Below are 25,768 nucleotides of genomic sequence, written 5' to 3'. Positions count from 1 at the left end.
AGACCGCTATTCATTTATAATCAGACTCTATTTTGTTCTCTCATATTCAAGGCTTGCCAGAATAAACGGACCTATTGCCTTACCTTCGTTTTCGGTGACGGTAACGTCCTTACCACAGAGGTAATAGTTAGCGGTACCTGTTCTTGATATGTCTTTAAACGGTCCCAGACCTGCAGACGCACAAGATTGCAATATGTCGATTTCTCCAGCCCTTTCTTCACGTATAAAATTCTTGAGCAAGCCTTTGTAAGCTTTTTCAGCTACAGGTTGATACGTTGATTTCTCCAGAACACCGAGTCGCATACCCTTGAGATAGGCATAGGTAAACATGGAAGATGCGGAGGACTCCAGGTAATTGGCATGATCACATTTGTTATAAATTTCCCCGCCGATTTCGTCTCCCTTGCCATCAGCCCGCTTTAAAGCGTCATATTGGAGCAGTTGATACCATGAACCACTTTTATCCTGGTATTTAGCAAGTCCGGCAGCCACTTGATTCACGATCATCGTCAGGTTCTTGTAATCTGCGTGTTCCTTTGGCATAACCTCAAGAACGTCTACTAGTGCAGCGAAATACCAACCCATTCCACGCGCCCAAAACTCTGGGGACGTACCTTTGTAAGGCCCCTCTTTCTTTGCCCAAAACGAGTTTTCGTCGCTCGGGTCAGCACTCCAGCCATGATAATTCAGTTGCTTGTTCTGATCGTATGTAAACTGATGAATCGTTTTGAACTGAAGCGCGATATCCTCCCAGGATTGCCTATTGGCTTCTGCACCCTCCTCTTTACCATAGGAGTACTGCCACCCTGCGTAAAGTGCAGGTCCCATATAAAGCCCATCTAACCACATCTGGTTAGGATATATTCCTTTATGAAAGAAGCCGCCTGTGCCCGGCTTTGACGCATCTATACGGCTGTGTTGAAATTTAAGCTTATTTCTCAGGAAGGTCGCGCAATTTTTATAACGCTGTGCATCTGCCATATTCCCTTTCTTCAACTCCTCCTGGTATAGCGTAAAAAGGATCTTTCCGGCTGCCAGATCATCTATATTGCTCTCTTTAACATGAACAGTATCCCTGCCCTGCAGACAATGATCAGCGTAAGCCTTCACAAGATTGTAATATTCTGTCTTTTCGGGATATTGCCTCCAGGCTTCCAGCACACTATATGCTACCAACCCGGGAACATAGTCCCAGTGAGCTTTTGCAAGCTGTTGTTCATTGCGGTTGGTGTTGAAGGTTTTCATTGCCCTATTCTCCACCATCTTCTGAGAATAGACCGAACTGCTCTTAACGCCCTTTAACGTACCTGAACAAGATGACAAACATCCGGCAAGAAAAAGGAGATATACATACTGTCTCATGGCGGGCAAATTAGCAAATTTTTAGGGATTCAGGCTTTCGGGAAGCGTAGCAACAAAAAAGTTATGAACTATCGGCGTGAGAGGAGATCGAAAATGAGCTTTATTTCCGCTATAATAGAACCGGTAATTTGGGCAACTTTGTCATCGTCAGACTCGCTTAGCCGCTCCAGCTCGCTGGCAAGCACTGAAAGATCGTACATGCCGGAGGAGGATGCTGTTCCATATAATTTGTGCCCGGCCGAATTCAAATCCGGGAGACTCCCCCTGGCGGCAGCTTGTGTGATACTTTCTATTGAAGAAGACAATTCATTTTCTACTAACTGAAGCACTTCGCTGATCAGGGCTTCGTCATTCCCCACATAGCTCTTCAGTATGTTCATATCAAAATGTTGTAAATCATCGCTACTCACAGGCGTACTTTCAGGCTTAGACTTATTATCGCCCAAGGAAAGCCATTTCTGCAAGGAGCCAGAAATATCTGCTTCGACGATAGGCTTCACCAGAAAATCATCCATCCCTGCAGCCAGGCATTTTTCCTTTTCGCCTTTTACATTCCCGGCTGTCAGAGCGACTATTGGAATCCGCGAGTGATAGGTCAACTCGCGAATAGCCTTAGTTGCTTCATAGCCGTTCATTTCGGGCATCTGCACATCCATCAGGATGAGGTCGGGCCGTCTGGTTTTACAAATCTCTACTGCTTCGGCTCCGTTTGCTGCCTCCAATAAAGTAAAATTAGGTGCAATCCTGTTGATAATGGTGCGCGCGAGAAGCATATTCACTGAGTTGTCTTCAGCGATCAAAATAGTCATGTTGTCGTCCGTGACCTTGGGACCCTCCGGCTCGTCGGGAGCAGTCTTAAAATCTTTCCGACTCAGCCTGGAAAGGGCATCATATATATCCTGCGTTTTGATAGGCTTTACCACCCTGTAACTCACCTGAAGCTCTTCGCAAGCTTTCATGATGGCTGCATCGTCTGAGGAACTGTGCAGGAGAATAACAGGTAGTTCCAGAGCCGTAGATGAAAAGCTTTCGCGTATTTTGCGTATCGTCTCGAGTCCATCCATGTACGGCATATGATAATCCATCAAAACTACGTCGTATGTTTCGCCACTGGCCAGCATTTGTAATGCCTCAAATCCGTTTTTGGCTTCTGTCGTCTTGATGTTTTTCAAGCGAAGCGTCTGTGCCAGAATAATCCTGTTGTTCTCGTTATCATCTACAATCAGCACTTTTTTAATAGTACCAAGATCATCCCAAACTACAGCTTCCCCCTGTTCTGATTCAAATGTTATTTCGAAGTAAAAACAGCTGCCCACACCTGGAGTACTTTCCAATTGCAGCCGGCTCCCCATCATTCCGAGTAGCTTGTTTGTAATAGTAAGGCCTAAACCAGTGCCTCCATACTTCTTCGTGGTAGACGCATCTTCCTGAGAAAATGCCTCAAAGATCTTGCTCTGCTTTTCCGGCTTAATACCGATACCCGTATCCCTGACAGCAAACCTCATTGTAGCATGGTTCTCTGATATTTTCAACAGTTCAATCTTCAGCTCGATTTCACCTCTTTCTGTAAACTTCGACGCATTGCCAAGCAGGTTTATCAGAACCTGCTTAAGCCTTACCGGATCCGCATAGATAAACCTTGGTACCTCCGGCGAGATATTCAGCAACATTTCAAGACCTTTAGTCTGCACCTGATAGCTGATGATATCAGTGGCCTGTCCGCTCATCTCATATAGATCGCACTTTTCCAGCTCCAGTTCCAGCTTGCCGGCTTCGATTTTGGAAAAGTCAAGAATATCGTTGATGATGCCCAGCAGAGCATTGGCGGACTGATTGACGATGGTAAGGTATTGGAGCTGTGTCTCATTTAACTTCGTTTTCAACACGAGATCCGTAAAACCGATCACACCGTTGAGAGGTGTTCGAATTTCGTGGCTCATATTTGCAAGAAACTCAGACTTTGCAACACTAGCCTGTTCTGCATGGCGTTTCGCAACATCCAGCTCGTTCCTCTGGTTGATGATATGCGTGATATTTTGAGTAAATATCATCATACCCCCAACCTTGCCATCATATTGATACCATGGGCGCATTTCCCATGTTATATACTGAATATTTGTGTCTCCCGTTAGCCGAAAAACATCTTCTTCATTCCTTTCTACCGCCCCATTTAATATTCTCTTATGCCTCTGCCTTCTGACATCATCGGTGTTATCAACAAAGTCATAGTGAGAAGCACCTATCACCCTCCTTCCATGCAAGCGATAGTCTTCTATCCAGCGATTGCTTACAGCAATATACCGCATATCATTGTCCAGCATGGCAACTGCTGCAGGCGTGTGCTCAACAAAAGCGGTTAATCTCGCTTTCTCAGTAATGAGCGCCTGCTCAATTAAGCGCCTTTCCGTGACGTCCGTCCCGATAGCCAAAAATCCCTCTATATCATCATTGAGATCCCTTATCGGCGTGACAACCAGCATCACCGTCCTTTCTCCCCCATCCTTACATATGTAAGTCCATTCACGTTGTTCAAGACCATCTTTTTCTGCTTTTTCAGCTAAGACCCGATAGCCTTCAACCCGATAACCGAGTTCTTCACTCAGTTCTTCAGCCCTGATTTTGAGTTCCCTTTCCAAATGAATGATCAGTGGTTGCCGCCCGATCATTTCTTCGGCGGTGTACCCTAGCATCTTTTCAGCGCCTTTGTTGAAAAGGGTAATAAAACCGTTAACATCTGAGGCGATTATGCTGATTTCGGAAGCGGATTGCAAAACATCGTTTAGCAATTTCCGCGAACTAAAGAGCTCTAACTCCGCTTTTTTCGTTTTGTCTATATCCTGAAATGTTCCGAAAATTCGCTTACAAACTCCGTCTTCCACTTCTGCATATCCTAGAGTACGGATCCAGATGTCTGTCCCGTTCTTGTTTGAGATCTGCAATTCGAGATCCCAGGGAACTCCCTGGCTTATCGCCGCCTCAATTGCGGCCGAGATCTTATCTCTGTTCTCACCCGGTTTATAAAACCCGATAGCTATGTCCAGTTGAGGTTCATACCATTCGTCAACACCATGGATCTCTCGTGTTACGGGTGTCCAGGCTATTTTTTGAGTGGTAAAATCCATTTCCCAACCACCTACCCGGGCGACACGGTTGGTCCGTTCCAGGATGGCTTTCGTATTTCTCAGGTCTTGCTCCAGAAAATGCCTTTCTGTGATGTCAACAGCATTCCCGATCACATACACCTCTCCCTCCAGATCCCTTTCAAGTATGTTATTATACATCCATATACGCATATCTCCATCTCTCCGGTATGTTACCATTTGTCCCTGAGCCTGACCTTCTTTGACGATTCTCAGCAGGTATTCCCGCACGTTTTCATGACGTGATGGGGGTACGATATCGAACAGGGTCATCGTTAGAATTTCTTCCTTAGTATACCCAAGAATAGTAGCACCAGCATCATTCACATTCAAAAAGGCCCCATTAAGATCGTGCGTACACATGAAGCCTTGCGAATTCTCAAAAAATGCCCTTGCCCGCTCCTCACTAAGAACCAGAAGGCGCTCCTTATTTTTTTCTTCAGACACATCGCGTGCGATTGCAAAGAGGTTGCCAGTCTGTAGCTCTGGAGTGACCACCCACTGAAGTACCTTATAGTCGCCGTTCTTGACCCTAACACGATGGGTAAAATTGATGGTGTTATGACCAGCCTTCAGATGATCTGCCTGCTGTCGCGTAATTTCAAGATCATCAGGATGAACGAAGTCGAAGAAATGTGTACTAAGCAGTGTTTCTCTGTCCCAACCCAGGACTCTTTCAAACGCAGGATTGACCTTTTTAAAATGCCCGTTAAGTCCGGCAACACATATCAGATCATTTGACAATTCGAACAGCGTTTCAAAGTTTCTGAGTTCGGCCTTCTGTCTTCGTTCAACAATAAGCGTCACCACGTTGTGAGCTAGTAGTTGCAGGGCACGTCTTTGTTGCGTTGTCAAGCTACGGGGCTTGTTATCAATAACGCATAAGGTTCCTAATGCATAACCCTTCGGATCAACTAATGGTTGGCCCGCATAGAAGCGAATCTTGGTTTCGCCGGTTACAAATGGATTATCTTTAAATCTGTCGTCATTTAAAGTATCAACTACTTCGAAAAGCTCTTTACCCCGGATCGCGTGGTCGCAAAAAGAAATTTCTCTGTGCGTTTCATTTACAGGGAAGCCTACTTTCGATTTAAACCACTGCCGATCCGCGTCGATCAGCGAGATCAGAGAAATCGGCGCATCACAGATGATAGATGCCAGCTCCGTAATTCGGTCAAACTCTTCTTCACTTATTGTATCGAGTATCTCATAGCTTTTCAGAGCCTTAACCCGGTTCCTATCCTCACTATTATTCTGCACTGTTTCCAAAGTTTATCTGTTGTTATGCTAATAACACAAGTTAAACATAATCATACATATTCCCCTTAACTCTTACATTCAAAAATCTACATGCGTTTGTCTTTATGTTTGTCCATCGTGTCCATTACAGACTCCGGTCTGATATCGCGTGCCAATTCATCCAGCTCAGGTTGATTAGCCTCCTCTATATCCATCTTATTTGCTATTGCTTTAACCAGGGACACCAGCCTGGTAATTTCATGTTCTGCTAATAAGCTCACCTGCAGATCAAGGTCCGCCCGGCGATCTGCGAGCGCATTGGCTCTATTTTGACTGATCAGTACAAAGGTGGACAGAAAGATTGCTTCGACAGAGGCAAACATAGCCAACACCACGAAAGAGGGATCGAAAGGCTTCAATCCTATCCATTCCAGGTTCCAGACTATCCACAAACCGAAGAAGATCAAATGCAGGTATACAAATACCATGCTTCCCGTAAAATTCGTAACGGCATCCGCAAGCTTTTCATTGGGGCGCCGCTTTTCATCCTCCTGCTGACGGCGTTGCATCAACACCCTGATATTACGCTCCACGACTTCCGCCATTCCCGATGGGTCCGTACGATCCTGCTTGTTATCCATATATCTCAGATGACAATTTTTGTTCCAATCTGGCAGGCTAACGCCGCGTGGGGCAGAGCAATTGATTTATCTGTTCATCAAGGTTCCTTTTACTTCGTACAGATAGTCGATGAGCTCTTGGGCACGATGTGCTGCAGTATGCTTTTTCAAGATTTTCTGCCTTGCACGTTCGCCAATAGCCTGTCGCTCAACATCGTCAATGTCCTTTAGATAGGCCAGAGTTTCTTCACCAGAGGCAGAAATCAGTATTTCCTTTCCCAGTTCAAAGACAGACTCGAGTCCATCCCAATAGTCACTGATAATCGGCACCCCGCAGGCAGCGGCTTCAAACAGTCTGACGCTTGGAGAATACCCCGCCCTGATCATATCTGCTCGGGTTATGTTCAACGTATAACGTTGGGAATTGTAGAACTTTCTATGTTCTGCGGGAGGCAGATGATGAATATGACGAACGTTTGCCGGCCATACAATAGAATCAGGGTACTGCGGACCAGCTACCACAAACTTGCCTTCAGACCATCCTTTGGCTGCATCAAAAAGCAGGCGCTCCAATGGCGGCTGGCGATCATCGCTATAGGTTCCCAAATACCCCAGATCATCCGTTATCTCTACACGCTCGGGATAATACAAGGCCGGTTCAACTGAGCAGTACAAAGCCCTGGCACAGGGAGAGCCGTATTGTTCTTCCAGGAGTTTAAGCGTCGGCCCGCCTGTAAAAGAAAGGTACAGGTCATACATGGGAATAAGCTCCGGCGAGAGGTACTCGTAGTCATTCCTCTGCAACTTGGCCAGTGTAACGGGGGTATCAATATCATAGAAAGCCGTTACGCCTTCAGCTTCATCGCATACCCAGGTGCCAACAGGCACGCCTTCCGGCACATAGGAACCCACTATCACCATATCAGCACTCCGAACCAGATCCTCGTATTCGTTCTTAAGCTCGTTCAGGTCCTGATAAAGAATGACCTTACAAAAATCCGGATTAACGAGATCCCGGTTACTTGCATACCACGGCACATCTCTTTCCAGAAAAGTCACCCGGTGTCCCGCTCTATGCAACTCTTTTACTATTCCTCTGAATGTTGTGGCGTGCCCATTCCCCCAGGAAGACGTAATTGACAAGCCAAGAATGGTGATCTCTAAAGGCACTTTGTTCATACTTCGCTGATATTTAGTAATTGAAAATGTGCCGAAAATAGCTTTTGAACTTCCTTTGCCCGATGCTCATAGGTATGCGATCTCAGAACTCTTTCTTTTGCCGCCTCACCGATCGCTTTAGCTTCCTCAACAGACAGGTTGCGTAGTATTTCAGCCACCTCATCACCGCTAGCCGCCACCAATATCTCCTTCCCTGGTTCGAAGAAGAAGTCTATTCCCAGCCAGTAGTCCGTTATGATACATGCTCCGGCTCCCGCAGCCTCAAAAACACGGGTCGCTGGCGAGAATCCCATTTTAGCCATACTGTCCCTGCTGATATTTAGAACAGCCTTCGGAGTGCAGTTAAACGCATTATGGTCCTTTGTATAAACATGACCCACGTATTCCACATTTTCGGTCATCGGCTTATCGCCCCAACCACTTCCGCCGATTTTGAATTTTTGCTCAGGCAATTTCCCGGCGGCTTTCAAAAAGAACTCTTCCACCCGGGCTTCTCTGTCGGGCAGCCTGTTCCCTAAAAAGGCAAGGTCGCAGGCAAATCTTGCATCTTCCGAGACCGGATGATGAGTTTCCGGATCGAGTGCATTATATACAGGAATACAGCGCTTTGCACCAAAGGCAGTGTATGCATCAATTACCGGCTGACCACCACCATACGTCAGTACCATGTCGTATTGAGGCACCAGTTCCCGGAATGGGTCCGCCGGATTGTTTGTCATACGCTCCAATGTTGCTGGTGCATCCACATCCCAGAAAATGACCAATTGGTTTTCTTTCCTTAGTTTAAGCACCTGCTCTTCCAGCAGTTCGTCAAACACCCCCACTCCACTCGCCTTAATCACTATGTCTGCATGTGCTGCTTCAGCGAGTACTTTGAACGCACTTTCTTCATTATTATCATACACGACAACCTTTGCCCATTCAGGATCAGGGATGTCACGATGCTGCTGACGCTCGTAGGCGTCAGGTTCATAAAATGCAACTTGATAACCGAGTCTGCTTAACTCCTTTATAATTCCGCGGTAGTAGGTAGCTGCACCATTCCAGTAAGCCGAGACCAAACTTGAACCATAAAAAGCGACTTTCAATTTATTTTCCATTTTATCTAAGATTATTCCACCGCGTGTGCAGTTGAAGAAATTTCCGATTTAAGTGATTCCACAATTTGTAAAAGCTCATCTACGCGGTGAGCACAGGTATGCCTCTCTTGAATGGTCTGCAAGCCCTGCGCCGCCAGAGATTGTGCCGTATCAGCATCATTCAGGATTTTCAACAATTGCTGCTTCATACTTTCTTTGCTGTCGGCTACCAGAAAATCTTTTCCCGGAGTAAAGAGGTTCTCTGCATCATCCCATGGAGAGCAGACCAGCGGGATGCCACAGGCCATGGCCTCAAAGGGCCGGATAGTAGGTATACCGGGCAGCGATTCCACGTAAGGTCTGCGTGGTACATGTACCGTTACTTTGTACTTCGAAAACACCTCCGGAGCTTTATAGTTGGGCAGCCAGTTTCCATATTCTATCCCGGCATCTTCCAGCGCCTTCAACGCCGAGTCGGGATAACGTACGCCGTATATCTTGGCTTTAAGTCCTAATTCCTTAACTGGTTCAATAAGAAACGTCTGCAGCTCCTGCGTACGCTCATCATCACCCCAGTTTCCAACCCAGACCAGATCACCTTCTTTGTCTGCGTTTTCAACAGGATGGAATATGCGGGTATCGGCAGCTTCATGCCAGGTCCAGGCTCTCCTGGTCCAGCGTTCTTTCAGATAGATATCCCGGATAATGTTGCCAAAGGCAAGCACCCCATCGTAGTGCTGCAGATCGTATTGTTCCATGCTCGACTTCTCCGTTACTGCACGGTGGTGTGTATCGTGGAACATCAGTTTAAACCGGTCTGACTTCGACCGGCATTCCCCGATTTTTTTAACCAGGCGGTGTTCATTCCATTCATGCACGATCACCAGATCCTGGTCCTTTAACAGCTCTGGTAGATCAATATCGTTTGCGTCGTAAGATATTGACTGCAATTGCGGATAAGTTTCCCGGAACTCATCCAGAAAAGAATCTCCATGACCGCTTATAAGGTTGCTTAAACTCCAGTTATCTTTAGGTTCATACACTTTTACATCGTGCCCTCTGCTTAAAAGCTCGGCCACAACACCGCGAAGAAAATGTGCGTTGCCGTGATTCCAGTCAGACAGCAGCGAGTGATAAAACATGCTAATCTTCATAGTTCAGTATTTGTTAGTACGTGTTAATTGCTTCTCCGGCGTCCTTCAGGGATTTGTATAGCTCTAAATAACTGTCGACCGTTTTATCTAAAGAAAACAGCTTTGCCCTGCCAAGCGATTTATTTACCAACAGCTCACATTCTCCCCGGCGCTCTGCGGCAAAATCGAGCAGTCTATCCAGCTCTTCTGGTTTTTCGGGATTGAAATATAAGGCAGAGTCCTGCCACAATTCTTTCAAAGTAGGTATATCGGCCAGCAGCAGTAAACATCCGGATAAAGCCGCTTCCAGAACGGCTAACCCAAAGGGCTCATATTTTGAAGGTGAGATATACGCATAAGATGTAGCGAGTTGCCACTTGACGCGATCCTGGCTCAGCACCCCCATCAACTCAACATCCGATAGATCGACCGGCACTCCGGTGTCCGGATGCCGGTTATCTCCCGCAACACAGATAGGCAAGCGGTGCCTATTCGTAATTTCTCCTAAAACGGACAGATTCTTAGCTTCATCCCATATTCTGCCCATTGCAAATGCCTGCATCTTTTTGTCCCCTATATAGAAATCATCTGCATCTCGTCCGTTGTAGATCACATTCATATTCTCCAGGGGACCATATAATCTGTGAAGCTCATCCGCATAGCTCTGCGAGATCGTTACAACCTGGTCTGCCGCTTGTAGTCCCTGTTTTACGCATTCAAGATAGGGGGTCCATTCCGGCGGTGCCGCCGTATGCTTGACTGCATGCCACCAGGATAATACACAAGAATGGGCAACAACCAACACCGGGGCGCTCCAGTTCAAAGCAGCATGTGCATATCCATTCAGGTGAATAATATCAGGTTTAAATTGTCGATCCAGTGACAGGAGCCATTCTCCGGCTTCTTCAATATCCGTCCAGGGATCGTCCATCCACTCCAGCTTGTAATCGCCGGAACATATCTTAAGACCCTGAATTGCTGCTGCATCAGCCTGCTGATTGGCCGATAAAGGACCTCCCATGGTAGCGAGACATACGTTGATGCCCCTGGCAGAATAAGCCCGGCAGAGATCAAGCGCATAAGTCCACACTCCCCCTACCGTATCGGCAGTCATGAGTATCCTTTCTATAGTTGCAGGAGATACAAACATATCAAAGATCTATTTTCGCTTGTATATCCAATCAAGTATCTCTGCAGATCTGATGTATTGATAAGCGTCGCTGTTAAAACTGTTGCCATTTACCGCAAGTTCATTTGCCCAATGAGTAGCAGCCTTACCGCCCCAGGCATCCCCCGGTGTACTGATTGTCTGCCGGCTTGTACCTAAGAACCGTTCAGTGACGAAGTCATAAAAAGATCCGTTGACGTTCTTGAATGACACGCCGCCCTGGGTACCGTAGAAACTCGCTTCTATAACGGCATCCACACCGGCTGGTAAATTCCAGGAGCAGGCCAGTTGCACAGCCATACTATTGTCCAAAAGCAATTGGGCAAGAGCATAATCCTCTACCTGTTCATTTCTGTCGGTGATCAGTTTCCCTTTCGAGAACAGCTGACTGCTAACGTCTGTAACTTCCGGATTATCGAATAACCAAACCAGCAAATCAACGAGGTGAATACCCAGGTCTACTACACAACCCCCGCCCGCAAGCTTGGGGTCGAAGTACCAGGACTTATCCGGACCGTAAGCATTGTGAAAAACCAAATTTGCCCCATAGATTGTGCCCAACTCACCTGAATCCAGAACTTCCTTCAGGGCTTTGATCCCGTTTGTAAAGCGGTAAGAAAAATCAACGGCGAGACGTACATTATTCCGGCGTGCTGCTTCCACGACGGCAGCAACCTCCTCAGCATTTCTACCCAACGGCTTCTGGCAAAAAACAGCTTTTCCGCTATTGAGTGCGTCAATAGACTGGGCAGCATGCAGGGCGCTCGGCGTAGCAATGATTACCCCATCCAGGTCAGCAGCAATCACGTCATCAATAGAGGGAAGTAATTCGGCCTGAGGGGCAATCTTCAGAGCCTCGTCAGCATATTCTGTATTTAGATCCGAAATTGCTTTAATAGTTGCAGAACCTTCATTAGCAATGGCTTCGAGGCGATTCCTGCCAATCCAGCCTACTCCAACGAAGCCCAGGTTAGGTTTAGTTCCTGTTAGTGTGTCGTTCATTAATCTTTCTCATTAAACGTTATCAATGCCTTAATGAAGCCTTCGGGATTTTCGTGATGAAGTTCAAAGGCCTGCTGCAATTCCTCTGCAGGAAAAACATGCGTGAATAGTTGTTGTGGTTCCAACCGACCGTCCTTTACTGCTTCAACAGCCTTACGCATTCCCTCGAGATACGCTTCCGGATCTCGTTCATGTGCGTTGATTACATCTAATCCGCGCCAGTTCCATAGTTGCATATTGACTTGTCGCGGACCGTCCTGATGATAGCCTGCGATGATGAGCTTACCACGAATTGCTGTCAGTTCAGCCGCAAGGTCCAGAGGCCATTGCTTTCCGGTTGCTTCAATTACACGTTCACAGAAGTTCTCCTGAGTAAGCTGTTTTACTTTCTCAATGATCTGCCAATGATCCTCCAGGGGTATTACTTCATCTGCGCCTAGCTTCTCAGCAAGCTCAAGAGCGGATTTTTTACGGGAGAGCGCAATCACGCGTGCGCCCGCCTTATGAGCGAGCTGTACGAGCATAGCTCCTAAAAACCCTATTCCTATGATAGCAACAGTTTGGCCTTCACGTATGTCGCTGCGCTCGAAGATGTTCATGGCACAACCAAGAGGCTCTGCCGGAAAAGGAATTCCGTCAAGCTCCGCGGGCAGTTTAATCAAATTGCTTGCTTTAGTAATATCATATTGAGCAAAGGCATTATACGTGATGGCCGCAACGCGGTCTCCTTCAGTAAAACCGGTAACATCCTGCCCAAGGGCATCAACGATACCCCAACCTTCGTGTCCCGGCTTGCCAGCTTCAATCGGATAGGTAAACCACTCGCGACCTTCCCAGACGGGAAGATTTGACGCACACAGACCGCAGCCTTCCATTTTGATCCTAACCTCATCAGGGGCAGGTTCAGGAAGTGGCACTTGTTTAAATGTGATTTGTTGTGGAGCCGTAATTTCAAAAGCTCCCATCAACTGCATTTCAGTTGTAATTTCTTTTTCCTTTGAAGTCTCTGTTTCCATTAAGTTGACTGCCTCGAATATAATTTTTTGTTTGTTTCACCGAATTCGGTAAGCCAGTGATACAGGTTTTCAATTCCCTGGTAAACCGACACCTTCGGCGACCAGCCGGCTTCCCTGTTGAACTTAGCGATGTCAGATACATAATAACGCTGATCTCCTGTGCGCCAGTCGCCAAAGTCTACATCTACCTTTTCACCATTCAGGTTTTCGATCATTTGAATAAGTTCAAGCAGACTGATCGTATTTTCAACGCCTCCTCCTATGTTAAAGGCTTTTCCGGATAAGGTGTTCATTTGCTCCTGGGCGAGCTTCATCGCATTGATCAGATCAGCGATATACAGGATATCCCTGACTTGTTTACCGTCCCCATAAATAGTGATAGGTTCGCCCTTTAGTACACTGATAAGGAAATGTGCAATCCAGCCCTGATCCTCGGTTCCAAACTGATGTGGACCATAGATGCAGCTCATCCTGAAAACAACGGCTTTTAAGTCATATGTTCTCGCATAATCGAGTATATACGCGTCTGCTGTTCCCTTTGAACATCCGTAGGGGCTGTGAAAATCAACCTTGCGATCTTCAGATACGCCATTCGCAGCTAGTTCTTCGTCTTCTGGCTCATACCGGTCGCCCTTCAGGATCACATTCATATCTTCCAGGCCGCCGTAGACCTTATTGGTCGACGTAAATACCAGGGGCGGTTGTTTTTCTGATTGCCGGATAGCCTCCAGCAGATTCACTGTACCCCGGGCGTTCACTTCAAAGTCCATCAGGGGATCCAGGCAACTTGTCGTAACAGCTACCTGCGCTGCAAAATGATAAACTGCATCGGCAGAATTAACCGCCTCCCGCAATGCTGTCTCATTTCTTACGTCTGCTATTTCAATTCTTAAGTTCTTGTCGTATTTGTCCTTTAACCACTGGAGATTCTTTTCAACTCCCTTTCTGGACAGGTTATCGTAGATAATAACAGATTTACCTTCAGATAAAAGGGCATCGGCCAGGTTTGTTCCGATAAAGCCTGCTCCACCAGTGATCAAGGTGGTATGTGGAGCACTGCCGTTCACCCCTTTAAGCTGCGGTTCTGGTAGTTTAATATTGCTCGGATGTTTAAGTATCTTGCTACTCATAATACCGTGGTTGTTTTAAATTTAAGCTTAAACTGTTAATCCTCTTGCAGCCAGTTCGCTCTTTGCCTGCTCCACGCTGTCTACTGCAACCTGATCTTTCAACCACATCGCCAACTCCTCCAATCCGTCTTCAAGAGCAACGCTCGGTTCGAAGCCTAATATTTCTCTGGCTTTGCTGATATCACCGAAACAGTGTCTGATATCTCCCACGCGGTATTCGCCCGTGGCTATAGGCTGTAAATGGTCTACACCCATGGTGCTACTGAGCTTCTGCGCAATATCCCACACGGTATAGCTGTTGCCACTACCGATGTTAAATACTTCGTAAGCAGCTTCTTCTACTTCAAGCGCCAGTCTGCATGCTACAGCAACATCTTTAACACTCACGAAATCGCGCTTTTGATTGCCATCTTCAAAAATGATCGGCGCTTTATCATTGAGGTACCGGGACGCAAAAATCGCCAGTACTCCAGTGTAAGGATTCGATAAGGCCTGACGCGTACCATAAACATTGAAAAAGCGTAAGGCCACCGTAGGTATATTATAGGCCTTACCACAGATCAGACTCATGACTTCCTGATCGTATTTAGATAATGCATACACAGACGCTAAACAAGGCTTCTTTGTCTCGGGCGTTGGTATTGGAGTTAACAGCTCTCCATCCAGTTCCAGTTCCCAGTTGCTATTCCGCAATTGACTTAGCGCGCGCGCGGCATCCTCTACCACACTCCCGCTTATGCTAGTGTATAGTCCCTCCCCATAGATACTCATGCTCGATGCCACGACCAACCTCTTTACAGGCTTTTCTATTAGTGCCTCCAGAAGAACTGCAGTTCCTCTGTTATTTACATCGGTATATTCGTTTACTTCGTACATGCTTTGCCCCACTCCCACGCGGGCTGCGAAGTGATATACAGCGTCTATACCCTCCAGCGCTTCTAAAACTTTCGATTTATCCCTTACATCGCCCACAATTAACTCAACTTGAGGATTAAGATAGTCCGGTCTTCCGGCACCGGTCCCATGAACCTGGGCTATTAGACTGTCCAGAACACGCACTGAATAGCCATGTTCGATTAGTTCGTCGCAAAGATGGGAACCTATGAAACCTGCTCCCCCTGTAATTAGAATTTTCTCCATAGAAGGTGTATTAATAGATGTTTGAATAAGAGCTACATACCTGCGTACATAATCGATAAGATCTTTCAGATGCTTCTGGTATATTGATTCCGTATCGTCAGCTTCTTCAAACCAGCATGTCCCAGGTTTATAACAGGCCGCTTTATCGATTTTTTAATAAGTTCAGAACAATGTCGTTACAACATAGTTTTAACATTCAGGTAAATTTTTCAAGAATCTACTTAAGAGTGAATACTTTACAATTAAAAAGACCAGTAACAAACAATAAACATAAAATATTGTCTAAATCAATCTCAAGATATGTTGATACGGGCTACGGCGGAATTGGACTTGAGATTTCACTTCATGAAACCGTAAAATGAACAACCAAAGTAATTCCTACTCAGAACTGTCCGTGGAACAAATTCGGGAAGATGTCAGCAGACTCGGAAAGTGGTTCCATAACATCGACCTAAAGGGCGTCAAAACAGCACCCGATCATTTTCTTGGCGATTATCCGAATATCAAGTTCAAGAACTTTGCCGATGCTATACCACAAGATCTCACTGGTAAGTCGGTATTAGACATCGGTTGCAATGCCGGCTTTTACTCTATTGAGATGAAAAAACGCGGAGCTGAGCGTGTTCTCGGAATTGATTCCGACGAAGTATATCTGGCGCAGGCCCGCTATGCAGCCCAGGTACTCGGGGCTGACATCGAATTCAGAAACATGTCTGTATATGATGTCGCGTCTCTTGGCGAAAAATTCGATGTGGTTATTTTCATGGGGGTTCTATACCACCTGCGCCATCCCCTGCTGGCACTCGACCTCTTATATGACAATGTCGTTAAAGACCTGCTGATCTTCCAATCCATGCAGCGCGGCAGTGATAAAGTACAGCATGTTGAAGCCGATTATGACTTTTGGAACACCGAAATCTTTGAAGGTCGGGATTTTCCCAAGATGTTTTTTATCGAACACCGCTACTCGGAAGATCCCACCAACTGGTGGATACCAAACCGCTCAGGCATGGAAGCCATGCTACGCAGTGCAGGTTTCGACATCATTGAACATCCTGAACTGGAGGTATATATATGCCGCCGAGGCTCACTTATAGACGATCAAACACGCGCCGTTTACCCTAAAAAATAATTGCAACCTAAACACTATGATTGAAGCAGTCAAGTTCTGGAACGAACCGAATAATAAATCGCATTGGGATTTTGAGGTCGATCCAGGATGGCACATGTATGCCGAAATGGTAAAGCTCGCAGCCCAGACTGCCAAAGCCGAAAACAGCGGAATTAAACGGGTACTAGGAGGAATGTCTCCTATTGATCCGGGCTTTCTTGTCCGCTTGAAGGACGCCGGAGCACTTGATGATCTGAATGCGGTAGCTGTACATGGCTTTCCGCTCGACTGGAACCTCTGGAATATTAATGAATGGCCAGACAAAATAGCGGAGATTGAAGCTGTTACGGATCTGCCTGTGTGGGTGACCGAAGTGGGCGTATCCACGTTTGGCGCAGAAGAAGTGCAGGAATTTGGATTCCGCCGTACTGCTGAACTGCTGTCTGGCCGTGTAGAACGGGTACACTGGTACAGTCTTTTTGATCTGCCGCAGGCCTGGGAGGCCACAACACGCCACAGGGAAGCGGAAGGTTCTTCTTATTACCGCCATTTTTATATGGGTCTGGTAAATGAAAAGGGTGAACCTAAACTCGCACTTAAACATTTCTCCGATTATACTCCTGAGTTTGGTATTTGTCAATGGTTTCACTTCGAAGACCCACGTCTTGATGCTGGAGTTGAATGGCTTCGCAAACTGGGGGTAAAACGCTTGCGAACCGGACTAAGCTGGGCCGACTACCTGCGTCCTGATGCCATTCAGTGGTTTGACCGGATGATGAAAGCACTCGATGAATTTGATTTAACCGTGACCTTCTGCTTCACTCCCGAATCCAAGGGTATTCAGCCTCATCATACCAGTGCGCCTCAACGAATTGAAGAATATGCTGATTTTTGTAGAGAAATGATGCGCAGATATGCCTGATATGAATCTCAACCATGATCCGGAACCATCCGGGTCGTGGTTAACCTGTATGCAAAAAGGCAACTTCGAAGACGCCTGGAAATACAGTGACATAGCACTGGCTGAGGGTGTGAACAGAGACTACGACAATCTGCCGCGCCATCTCCAGAACATTTGGGATGGCACGCCGCTGAACGGAAAGCGCGTGCTGGTCCGTTGCTACCACGGTCTTGGCGACACCATCCAGTTTATACGATATGCTCCCCTGCTAAAGCGGATTGCCGCTGAAGTGATTGTTTGGGCACAGCCGGTACTTATTGACCTACTAAAATCAGTAAGCGGTATTGATCAACTTCTACCACTTCATGACGGCGTACCGGAAGTAGAATATGACGTGGATATAGAGGTTATGGAACTGCCTTTTATTTTCCGCAGCAGCATCGAAACTATTCCTACAACAATCCCATACTTGCACGTAGAACCGCTGAAAGCCGCAGCTACGAACAAAAACCTAACCGTAGGCCTATCCTGGCATCCTAGTAACTGGGCTCCGGAGCGCAGTATTCCCTTTCCATTACTGAAAGAGCTGATGCTAATCCCTGGTGTTAATATCCTGATCCTCCAGGCGGATGCCCCCGCTGCCGGTTGGGAGGAAGGATATGGAATTCACCCGGGTGAGTTTGATTTGTACAACTATGCGCGGACGATCAAAGGTCTGGATCTGATGATTACGATAGACTCCATGCAGGCTCATTTAGCAGGCGCGCTGAACGTACCTGTCTGGACATTACTGAGAAAGGACGCCGACTGGCGGTGGATGGAGAACCGCTACGATAGTCCCTGGTACCCCTCGATGAAGCTTTTCAGACAAACTGAGGAAGGCGACTGGACTTCAGTGATCGGCACTGTTGCAGCTGAGTTGAAAAAACTGGCACCCAACAAGTCCTAAGCTCAGGACCCAAGCTGTTTGAACCGTTCAAGCATTTCGTTCCTCTTACCCTGATGATACGCGATCCCATGGTACAGGGCTGCTACAGATCGCGCCCAAAACAGGTAGATACCCGGCTTGCCGAGTTTGCGGCTAAGCCAGAAAAACTTATGACTCCACTTAGATATATTGAAGCGAACCTTATAGATCCTCTTGCGATCTTCAGCAGGCCTGTTTGCATCAGGTGCTACGCGCTTCAGGGGCTGTATCCGCTTTGCTGCCCAGGTAAGCCTGTAAGCCAGACCCTCGCGCCGTTGCCGCAGTCCCGCGGCCTGCGTCTGCTCAACAAATGCATCATTTACCTGCTCCAGCTTCAACCGGCCCGCATCAATAGCATCTTTGATCATCCTTTCCATAAAAGATGATCTTACCATAACTACATTCGTTCCTTTGCCATCTGAAGAATAAGGCTCCACCCAGGCATCGCCGAAGGAAATATCAGCTGTCTCGGCCACCACATCGTCACAAAAGTTGCACGCAGAATTCATGAAAAAGCCAGCTCCCCAATCGCCATCTTTCAGATGCCACCAGTCACGGTTGATCATATTACCGTCCCGCAGCTTCAACATAGCATTATACCAGTTTGCAGGCCTGTCAGGATACTTATAGCGATACTCCACCTCGTCGACCTGATCAAGCGGTACATCCATCTGCCACGCAAAGCTCTCCGCAAATCTGGCACTCTTCATGTGACCACAAAAAAGCCCAAGGGTAAACTTGATCCGTTCGCGGAAGATGGGATTCTCCTGCCTTAGCAACTGCACGGCTTTTATCATACAAGGCACAGCTATCACCGCGTATCTTCCGGGGACGTCATGGATAGTTTGCAGGATCTCAGACATCTCCACCGGATAGTATCGTGATTTGGCACCCTCACGGATCTCCTGTTCACTACGCGATATCCGATAATTGAAGAACCGGCCCGCCTCCTGAGGCTCTTTCGTTGCAATCACATGAGCCACACCATCGATCAATCCGCGTCGCATCAGTTCAGAAGCCACCCAGGTCACCATTCCGCCGGAGCTTCCCTGCAAACGGTAATCTTCCTCAGAAACATGACCTACGTAGTTGCTCTGGAATCTGCCAACAGCAACACTGCTTCCGGGTGCATCCGGGAAAAGCTTAGCTGCCAGGTAATCTTCGTTCCTTGCAAGCGGCGAGAAAGGACATGTTTTAGTAAAACCTTCATCGGGCGCATCAAACCATGCAGACGAGCCCTCAGGCTTCAACTCACCATGTGCATCGAAACGCATCTGCGCACTCACCTTATTCGTCTGAGCCTGTGCTACGCAGCTGCCACAGCCGATACACAAGCCTGAATGAACGATTTCGTTCGGACTCAAAAGCTCTTTCATGATAGTTCGAACTGCTTAGGTGCCAGGGCCGCGTCAATATAGCTGTCTGATATCTCCCTCAACTCTGCAATACGTTTAGGTATTTGGCTGTTCAGAGGTTCTGTCAAGCGCAGGTTATACACTTCTGAAGGAGTACTCTCAGCAACCAAATGCTGCTCGCCTCCTACTGTTTGCAGTAATCCCTGCACTTTGATGCTCCGGTAAGATGATGTCTCACATACAAAGGGCTTCTGGTTGTTCAACGCGAACACACAGCCATGGAAGAAATTCGTCGCCACTGCTTCTGCATCTGCTATAAAGTTGGCAAAATCGTGAGGGTCAGCTGTCAGCCATTGTTCATCAGCCCAATCATTACGATATCCGATACTGATCAGTTTAATATTTCTATTAGTAGCCCACTCCTTTATCTTCCCGATATAGTAGTCAGAAAAATTATGACCGTAAACTGCCACGTAAGGACCCTTTATATGGCCCAAATCCCGCTTCTCTGCATGGATGGGGAACTGCAGACAGGGATCTAGTACCAAATCAGGTTCAAAGCCCATAGCATCTTTGATAATATTCCATGAATTTTCATCACGAACGGATATTTTCTGGAACTTATTGAGCTTCTTAGCCCAGTCGGGATCTATTCCCCAGGAAGAGGGATAATTACCAAAGCTGGCTGCATAAGAAATTAAGCGCCTGGCCTTTATGCCGTCGCCGTAGAAAAGCGGACAATGATTGTACCAGGGATGGGTTAAATTCCACACCTCATCACTACCCACTACCACGACATCATACTCGTCCATCTGTGAAGGATCATCCAATGGGAAAGGCTTTGAAAGCGGTAGCTTACCAAACAAATCAAAAAACTTCTCCATTTTTTCCCGGTAAAATGGTCGATCAGATGCCGGTACGGAAGTAGGCAGAACGGGTTGCATGGCGCATTTCCATTCAGCAAAGTTTACGCGGTCAGACTGATGATCAAGAATTTCTACGATATGCCCACGTTGCTGAAGTCCCTCTGCCAGTGCTCGTGCTTGCCAGTAACTTCCATAATTTATACACCGGTGAAACGTGAGTATGCCTATTTTCAGGCGATCAATGTTCGTATTGCTCAAATCAATGATTTTATGGGGTTCGTAAATGAGTAGCGTATTCTAAACAATAAACCACCTATTCGGTTTAGAAAAGCATGACTAAATTTTTGCTGATTCGACATGGACAAACAGACTTCACGGGTAAATTACTACTGGGCAGACATCCTGGTATATCTCTGAATGACAAGGGACTCGAACAAGCAAGAAGCATCGCAGACCGACTGTCAGACACTCCTCTTTCCGCTATCTACAGCAGTCCACTAGAGCGCGTTGCCGAAACCGCTGCAACACTGGCTGAAACACATAACCTCCCCTGCAACATCAATGAAGCTTTTCTGGAGCTCGATTTCGGAAACTGGACAAATAAAAGCATTCAGGAACTCGAAAGCGATGCACAGTTTAAACTTTTCAACATGTTCAGAAGCAGCGCACGCATCCCTGGAGGCGAAATGATGCTTGAAGCCCAAATGCGGGTAGTAACAGGGCTCGAGAAACTGCGACATGAACATCGGGATCAAACAGTAGCCATATTCAGCCACGCCGACATCATCAAGTCCGCCATATGTTATTATGCCGGAATACACCTGGATATGTCCCAGCGCATCGAGATCAGCCCTGCATCATTGAGTATTCTGGAGATCTACGATGAAACGGCTCGCATATTGGTTGTAAATGACACAAGCCACCTGAACCGCTTATGAATTTTATGAGGAAGTCCCCCCTTGCTGTAAACAACACACTTATTCAGCTGTTTGTGGAACATAGTCAAACCAGTCAAAATCCGCATATCCTCCATTTTTATCGGACGACTCAGCAAAAAGTCCCAGGTACACACCTGTGAAACCTCCTGCCGTTTCGGAGCTCAGAAAGCGGACGTCCAGAGATCCCATTTTGTCAAACTTTTGACCCTGGTAAGAATAGAAGAAATGGTAATGATCATTGGTGCCCTCTATCATCAGATAAACTTGCTTTTCTGCGAGCGAAATCTCCTTCACCACCTGTTTCAAACTGCCCAGAGTATAAGCCAAACACAGAACAGGCCTTTTATTCCGAATAGTAACATATAGATCATAATGATAGTCGTTCATCATATAGCTGGTGATTCCCGCTTTTGCCCCTTCGCTGAGCTTGCTAAAATCGATTACTGTTTTTGCCGAAAACGAACTATGCTGCTGCCTACGTCCAAGGAATGTTGGAGAATCCTTATCGTTAAGTGAAATCGTGGAGGTTTTCAACCGAAGATGTCCTTTTCTCTCCTGAAGTGAATAGTTCGCCGATGTAGGATTGCAGATGTAATTCCATTCATTACCCGGTCTTGGTGAATCGAAGTTCTCTTTTGAAGGTTGCTCCGGAACCTTTACCTGTGGCAAGGTACGCACGTCCATATTCAAAGAAACTGTTCCGTTTCCATTAACAACGGGCCATAAATTTTCTTGCCAGCTTACAGGAGCAAGAAATGTCTCTCTTCCCAGAACATGATGCAGATAAGATTGCGGCCTGAACCCAAGAAAAACGGTCCACCACGAACCATCATGAGCCTGTATGAGATCAGCGTGTCCGGTACCCTGAATAGGGTTACTGGCGGCGATGTTATTAATATGCGTCAAAATAGGATTGGCCGGATTTGACTCAAACGGACCATCGACAGACCGGCTTCGGGCAATGGTAACTTTATGTCCATATTCTGTGCCTCCTTCAGCTATCATCAAATAGTAATAACCATCCTTTTTGTATATATGCGGACCTTCGGGATAACGTCCACCGGTACCATTCCAGATCACTTTCGACTCCGTCAGGCGCTTACCCGTCTTAATGTCGATTTCACAAAGAACAAGTCCTCTGTCGGCCGAAACGAAATAGATCTTACCGTCCTCGTTGAAAAAAATATCCGGATCGATACCGCCCTGATCAACCCAAATCGGTTCAGACCATTCGCCTGCCGGATCATCCGTGTACACGTAAAAGTTTCCTTTATCCGACACGTTTGTTGTGATCATATAGAACCTACCCTTATGATATCGGATCGATGGCGCATAAATACCTCCCGAGGAGTTAATCTTCTCCAGCTTTACCTGGGACGGACGGGATAGTACATGACCGATGCTTTCCCAGTTGATCAGATCCTTGCTCCTGTGAATGGGAACGGCTGGAAAGTACTGAAAACTACTGTTTACCAGATAGTAGTATTCGCCTGCCCGGCACACGCTCGGATCAGGATAAAATCCTGGTAATACAGGGTTCTTATACCCCTGACCGGTGCTCTGCAGGGATGAGAAAAGAAGAAGAAGAAAGCAACAGAAAAAGGTTCTTTTCATAGCTCATCTGATCAGGTTGAGGATCTTCATGATTAAGCGGTTTAAAAAGCTATTGGTTCAGCTTTAATAAAGATAGGCTTTTGTTTTCAAAACCACTCACATCTATTATCCGTTGAAAGATCAGTTGAAAACAAACATAAGTTTCTCTTAATTGTGGCTCAATAAAAGCAGTATGAACTATATTGACCTCATCTTAGTAGCGATCGTTGCATTCCTCATCTGGACGGACTATCGGCGTGGTTTTATACTCTCTGCTTTGATGTTATTAACCTGGATCGGCAGCTTAGTGATTGCTTTTTTAGCTTATGCGCCTTTAAGTAGTATCCTGCTTAGACTAGCACCATCTCTAAACTACTGGGCAGATCCCCTATCATTTCTTATCGCGCTTATTGTCTCCCGGCTTATACTGGAGCTACTGAGCTCTGATATCGTGCAGCGAGTACCTTTAAAAACACACCGGCACATGCTAAACAAAATACTAGGCGTTATCCCGGGAATGGTAAACGCGCTTATTTGGGCAGCTTTAGTCGCCAGCATGTTTCTCCTGATGCCCCTCACAAAAATATCAACAGAGACCCACGAAAGTAAATTTTCAGAAGTACTGGTATCTAAAATCAGCTGGTTACAAAACGAGCTATCACCGGTATTCAGCGAAGCCTTGAATAAAATAGCTCGCAAAACCACGATCGAAAGTAGTAATGAAGAAACAATCAAACTTCCTTTTACCACTAAAAACAATAAAACAAGACCGGACTTAGCAGCAGAAATGCTCGTGTTGATCAATAAAGAACGAACACAAAGAGGCCTAAACACGCTGAAGGCTGACGCCGAGCTGGCAGCTGTAGCCCTTCAACATTCAGGAGATATGCTGGCCAGAGGCTATTTTTCTCATTACACGCCCGAGGGACTCAGTCCGTTTGACCGGATCAATAAGGCGAAAGTGCGCTTTATTACGGCAGGTGAAAACCTGGCGCTTGCTCCTAATCTGGATCAGGCACACACCGGTCTGATGAATTCACCGGGCCACCGCGCCAACATTCTCAACAGGGGCTTTGGCCGGGTAGGTATCGGCATCTTAGATGCTGGTATTCGTGGTTTGATGATCACACAGAATTTCAGGAACTAAAGGTTCGTAGTTGGTAGGACCTTGTTAGACGACGAGGGGAAACTTGTTTTCTTCATGATACTGACATACGCTTGTCACTCAGCAGGTTTATCTTCGCATTAGAAGAAAGCAATACCTATATTCAAAAGCTATTTTGTTTGAACAATGGAGAAAGAAGAAATTGACAGATTCTACCCGGTTAACGCGACGGAATGGCGAAACTGGCTGGAAAAAAACCATATCTCCAAACGAGCGGTATGGCTCACGTTTTATACCAAGGCTTCAGGAAAAGATTCGCTCACCTGGAGTGAAGCAGTAGATGTGGCCCTTTGTTTTGGCTGGATAGACAGTAAAAAGATTAAGATTGATCAGGAAATGTCGCAGCAGTTTTTTAGCAAGCGGAAGGCTATCAGCACCTGGTCGAAGATTAACAAAGAAAAAGTAGCAGCGCTAATCAGTACGGGATTGATGGCTCCGGCAGGTTATCAAAGCATCGAAACTGCCAAACAAAATGGATCCTGGACTATCTTAGACGACGTAGAAGCGCTAAAGACACCAGAAGAACTTCAAGTGAGATTTGACAATAATCCAGATGCTGGATCGTTCTTCCTGAGCTTAAGCAAGTCTACCAGAAAAGCCATTCTCCAATGGCTCGTACTTGCCAGATTGCCGGAAACCCGTCAGAGGCGGATCTGCGAAATTGTTGAGTTAGCAGCTCAAAAGAAAAAGCCAAAGCACTTGCAATAAGCCTATTTCAATATGGAATCAATCGTCCGGATTTCATCTGCTGTAAAGCTCGTATTCTTCAGTGCATGAATGGAATCGACTATCTGTTCAGGTTTGCTTGAACCGATAAGCACTGAGGTCACTCTCGCGTCCTTAAGCAACCAGGCGAGAGCCATGTGAGCGAGCTTCTGTCCCCTTTCTTGTGCCAGCTGATTCAATCGAGCTATCTTCCCCAGGTTTTCAGCGGTGATATGGTTCTCGTTTAAAAACTTACCGCTTGTCTTCACCCTGGAATCTTCGGGTATTCCATCGAGATACTTATCAGTAAGAAGTCCCTGTGCCAGTGGTGAAAACGGAATGCAGCCTACCCCTTCCCGGCTAAGCAGATCAAGCAGGCCATCTTCTACCCAACGTTCGAACATCGAGTACTTGGGCTGATGGATCAGGCAGGGAGTTCCAAGCTCTTTTAAGATCTGGATAGCTTTAGCGGCTTCTTCCGGTCTGTAATTGGAAATGCCAACGTATAAAGCCTTACCCTGACGGACAATCAGATCCAGAGCTGACATGGTTTCTTCCAGCGGAGTTTCAGGGTCCGGGCGATGATGATAAAATATATCGACATAGTCCAGGTTCATCCTCTTCAAGCTCTGATTCAAACTTGCTACGAGATACTTCTTAGATCCCCAGTTTCCGTATGGCCCTTCCCACATATCATAACCTGCCTTGCTGGAAATAATAAGTTCATCACGATATGGACGAAAGTCGAGATCCAGGATCTTTCCAAAATTCGCTTCGGCAGAACCGTAGGGGGCCCATAATTATTTGCCAGATCGAAGTGTGTAATACCATTATCGAAAGCCGTTTTCAAAAGATTTCTCGAATTCTCGAAGTTATTTACATAGCCGAAGTTATGCCATAAGCCTAGAGAGAAAGCTGATAATTTAAGTCCGGATTTTCCGCAACGGCGGTATTCCATT

At 46.5% G+C, this 25,768-nt stretch carries 22 protein-coding genes; 6 read left to right on the top strand and 16 right to left on the bottom strand.

The genetic code is table 11. The annotated features are described in order from the left end of the window. Nucleotides 1-27: 27 nt before the first annotated feature. From ACO1NU_RS13630 to ACO1NU_RS13580, 11 genes are all read right to left on the bottom strand, one after another. Nucleotides 28-1,362, bottom strand: a complete 1,335-nt coding sequence (locus tag ACO1NU_RS13630) for a glycoside hydrolase family 88/105 protein (RefSeq protein WP_448819042.1) — start codon at nucleotides 1,360-1,362, stop codon at nucleotides 28-30. Nucleotides 1,363-1,430: 68 nt separating this feature from the next. Continuing rightward, on the bottom strand, nucleotides 1,431-5,762 hold the full coding sequence (locus ACO1NU_RS13625; protein ID WP_448819041.1) for a PAS domain S-box protein: 4,332 nt from the start codon (nucleotides 5,760-5,762) through the stop codon (nucleotides 1,431-1,433). 86 nt (nucleotides 5,763-5,848) lie between these two features. Continuing rightward, nucleotides 5,849-6,382, bottom strand: coding sequence for a DUF1003 domain-containing protein (locus ACO1NU_RS13620; RefSeq protein ID WP_448819040.1), 534 nt, complete (start codon nucleotides 6,380-6,382; stop codon nucleotides 5,849-5,851). 66 nt (nucleotides 6,383-6,448) lie between these two features. Further along, entirely contained in the window at nucleotides 6,449-7,540 is a 1,092-nt protein-coding gene (locus tag ACO1NU_RS13615) for a CgeB family protein (protein ID WP_448819039.1), read from the bottom strand. Then, the gene (locus ACO1NU_RS13610) at nucleotides 7,537-8,640 is read right to left on the bottom strand and encodes a CgeB family protein (RefSeq protein WP_448819038.1); all 1,104 of its coding nucleotides are present in this window, start codon (nucleotides 8,638-8,640) and stop codon (nucleotides 7,537-7,539) included. The genes ACO1NU_RS13615 and ACO1NU_RS13610 overlap by 4 nt, the downstream gene beginning before the upstream one ends. 11 nt (nucleotides 8,641-8,651) lie before the next feature. Further along, a complete protein-coding gene (locus ACO1NU_RS13605) occupies nucleotides 8,652-9,773 on the bottom strand; it encodes a CgeB family protein (protein ID WP_448819037.1) in 1,122 nt (373 codons plus the stop codon). Between the two features lie 13 nt (nucleotides 9,774-9,786). Continuing rightward, nucleotides 9,787-10,902: a glycosyltransferase gene (locus tag ACO1NU_RS13600; RefSeq protein ID WP_448819036.1), complete on the bottom strand. Its 1,116-nt coding sequence runs from the start codon at nucleotides 10,900-10,902 to the stop codon at nucleotides 9,787-9,789. Nucleotides 10,903-10,911: 9 nt separating this feature from the next. Further along, nucleotides 10,912-11,922, bottom strand: coding sequence for a Gfo/Idh/MocA family protein (locus ACO1NU_RS13595; protein WP_448819035.1), 1,011 nt, complete (start codon nucleotides 11,920-11,922; stop codon nucleotides 10,912-10,914). Continuing rightward, nucleotides 11,922-12,938 (bottom strand): MDR/zinc-dependent alcohol dehydrogenase-like family protein, encoded by a 1,017-nt coding sequence (locus ACO1NU_RS13590; RefSeq protein WP_448819034.1) that lies wholly within the window; start codon nucleotides 12,936-12,938, stop codon nucleotides 11,922-11,924. Before ACO1NU_RS13590 ends, ACO1NU_RS13595 begins: the two co-directional genes overlap by 1 nt. Further along, complete coding sequence (locus ACO1NU_RS13585) at nucleotides 12,938-14,068, bottom strand: GDP-mannose 4,6-dehydratase (protein WP_448819033.1); 1,131 nt, start codon at nucleotides 14,066-14,068, stop codon at nucleotides 12,938-12,940. The genes ACO1NU_RS13590 and ACO1NU_RS13585 overlap by 1 nt, the downstream gene beginning before the upstream one ends. Before the next feature lie 27 nt (nucleotides 14,069-14,095). Then, the gene (locus tag ACO1NU_RS13580) at nucleotides 14,096-15,208 is read right to left on the bottom strand and encodes an NAD-dependent epimerase/dehydratase family protein (protein ID WP_448819032.1); all 1,113 of its coding nucleotides are present in this window, start codon (nucleotides 15,206-15,208) and stop codon (nucleotides 14,096-14,098) included. Between the two features lie 358 nt (nucleotides 15,209-15,566). On the opposite strand from ACO1NU_RS13580, the gene ACO1NU_RS13575 reads away from it, so the two are divergent. Genes ACO1NU_RS13575 through ACO1NU_RS13565 form a run of 3 tightly spaced genes read left to right on the top strand, consistent with a single transcriptional unit; the run spans nucleotide 15,567 to nucleotide 18,169 of the window. After that, nucleotides 15,567-16,340, top strand: coding sequence for a TIGR04290 family methyltransferase (locus tag ACO1NU_RS13575; RefSeq protein ID WP_448819031.1), 774 nt, complete (start codon nucleotides 15,567-15,569; stop codon nucleotides 16,338-16,340). 16 nt (nucleotides 16,341-16,356) lie between these two features. After that, the gene (locus tag ACO1NU_RS13570) at nucleotides 16,357-17,241 is read left to right on the top strand and encodes a hypothetical protein (protein WP_448819030.1); all 885 of its coding nucleotides are present in this window, start codon (nucleotides 16,357-16,359) and stop codon (nucleotides 17,239-17,241) included. Nucleotide 17,242: 1 nt separating this feature from the next. After that, nucleotides 17,243-18,169, top strand: coding sequence for a hypothetical protein (locus ACO1NU_RS13565; protein WP_448819029.1), 927 nt, complete (start codon nucleotides 17,243-17,245; stop codon nucleotides 18,167-18,169). A 2-nt stretch (nucleotides 18,170-18,171) separates the two neighbouring features. Here the strand turns inward: ACO1NU_RS13565 and ACO1NU_RS13560 are convergent, their stop codons facing one another. Continuing rightward, nucleotides 18,172-19,563 carry a Coenzyme F420 hydrogenase/dehydrogenase, beta subunit C-terminal domain gene (locus ACO1NU_RS13560; RefSeq protein ID WP_448819028.1) on the bottom strand — a complete coding sequence of 464 codons (1,392 nt, stop codon included), beginning with the start codon at nucleotides 19,561-19,563 and terminating at the stop codon, nucleotides 18,172-18,174. Beyond that, entirely contained in the window at nucleotides 19,560-20,666 is a 1,107-nt protein-coding gene (locus ACO1NU_RS13555; protein WP_448819027.1) for a polysaccharide pyruvyl transferase family protein, read from the bottom strand. Before ACO1NU_RS13555 ends, ACO1NU_RS13560 begins: the two co-directional genes overlap by 4 nt. Before the next feature lie 74 nt (nucleotides 20,667-20,740). On the opposite strand from ACO1NU_RS13555, the gene ACO1NU_RS13550 reads away from it, so the two are divergent. Further along, a complete protein-coding gene (locus ACO1NU_RS13550; RefSeq protein WP_448819026.1) occupies nucleotides 20,741-21,346 on the top strand; it encodes a histidine phosphatase family protein in 606 nt (201 codons plus the stop codon). 39 nt (nucleotides 21,347-21,385) lie between these two features. On the opposite strand, the gene ACO1NU_RS13545 is transcribed toward ACO1NU_RS13550, so the two are convergent. After that, on the bottom strand, nucleotides 21,386-22,960 hold the full coding sequence (locus tag ACO1NU_RS13545; protein ID WP_448819025.1) for a glycoside hydrolase family 43 protein: 1,575 nt from the start codon (nucleotides 22,958-22,960) through the stop codon (nucleotides 21,386-21,388). 172 nt (nucleotides 22,961-23,132) lie between these two features. Between ACO1NU_RS13545 and ACO1NU_RS13540 the strand changes: the two genes are divergently transcribed. Both ACO1NU_RS13540 and ACO1NU_RS13535 read left to right on the top strand, forming a co-directional pair. Then, nucleotides 23,133-24,086 (top strand): CvpA family protein, encoded by a 954-nt coding sequence (locus ACO1NU_RS13540; RefSeq protein WP_448819024.1) that lies wholly within the window; start codon nucleotides 23,133-23,135, stop codon nucleotides 24,084-24,086. A 144-nt stretch (nucleotides 24,087-24,230) separates the two neighbouring features. Continuing rightward, complete coding sequence (locus ACO1NU_RS13535; protein ID WP_448819023.1) at nucleotides 24,231-24,812, top strand: YdeI/OmpD-associated family protein; 582 nt, start codon at nucleotides 24,231-24,233, stop codon at nucleotides 24,810-24,812. A 2-nt stretch (nucleotides 24,813-24,814) separates the two neighbouring features. Here the strand turns inward: ACO1NU_RS13535 and ACO1NU_RS13530 are convergent, their stop codons facing one another. Together ACO1NU_RS13530 and ACO1NU_RS13525 are read right to left on the bottom strand one after the other, a co-directional pair. Next, the gene (locus ACO1NU_RS13530; RefSeq protein ID WP_448819083.1) at nucleotides 24,815-25,564 is read right to left on the bottom strand and encodes an aldo/keto reductase; all 750 of its coding nucleotides are present in this window, start codon (nucleotides 25,562-25,564) and stop codon (nucleotides 24,815-24,817) included. Then, a complete protein-coding gene (locus tag ACO1NU_RS13525) occupies nucleotides 25,453-25,767 on the bottom strand; it encodes an aldo/keto reductase (RefSeq protein ID WP_448819082.1) in 315 nt (104 codons plus the stop codon). The genes ACO1NU_RS13530 and ACO1NU_RS13525 overlap by 112 nt, the downstream gene beginning before the upstream one ends. Nucleotide 25,768: the final 1 nt, after the last annotated feature.

The organism is Arcticibacter sp. (assembly GCF_053551015.1).
Note: the sequence above shows the minus strand (reverse complement) of the source record. Positions and strands in the feature narration are given on the sequence as shown.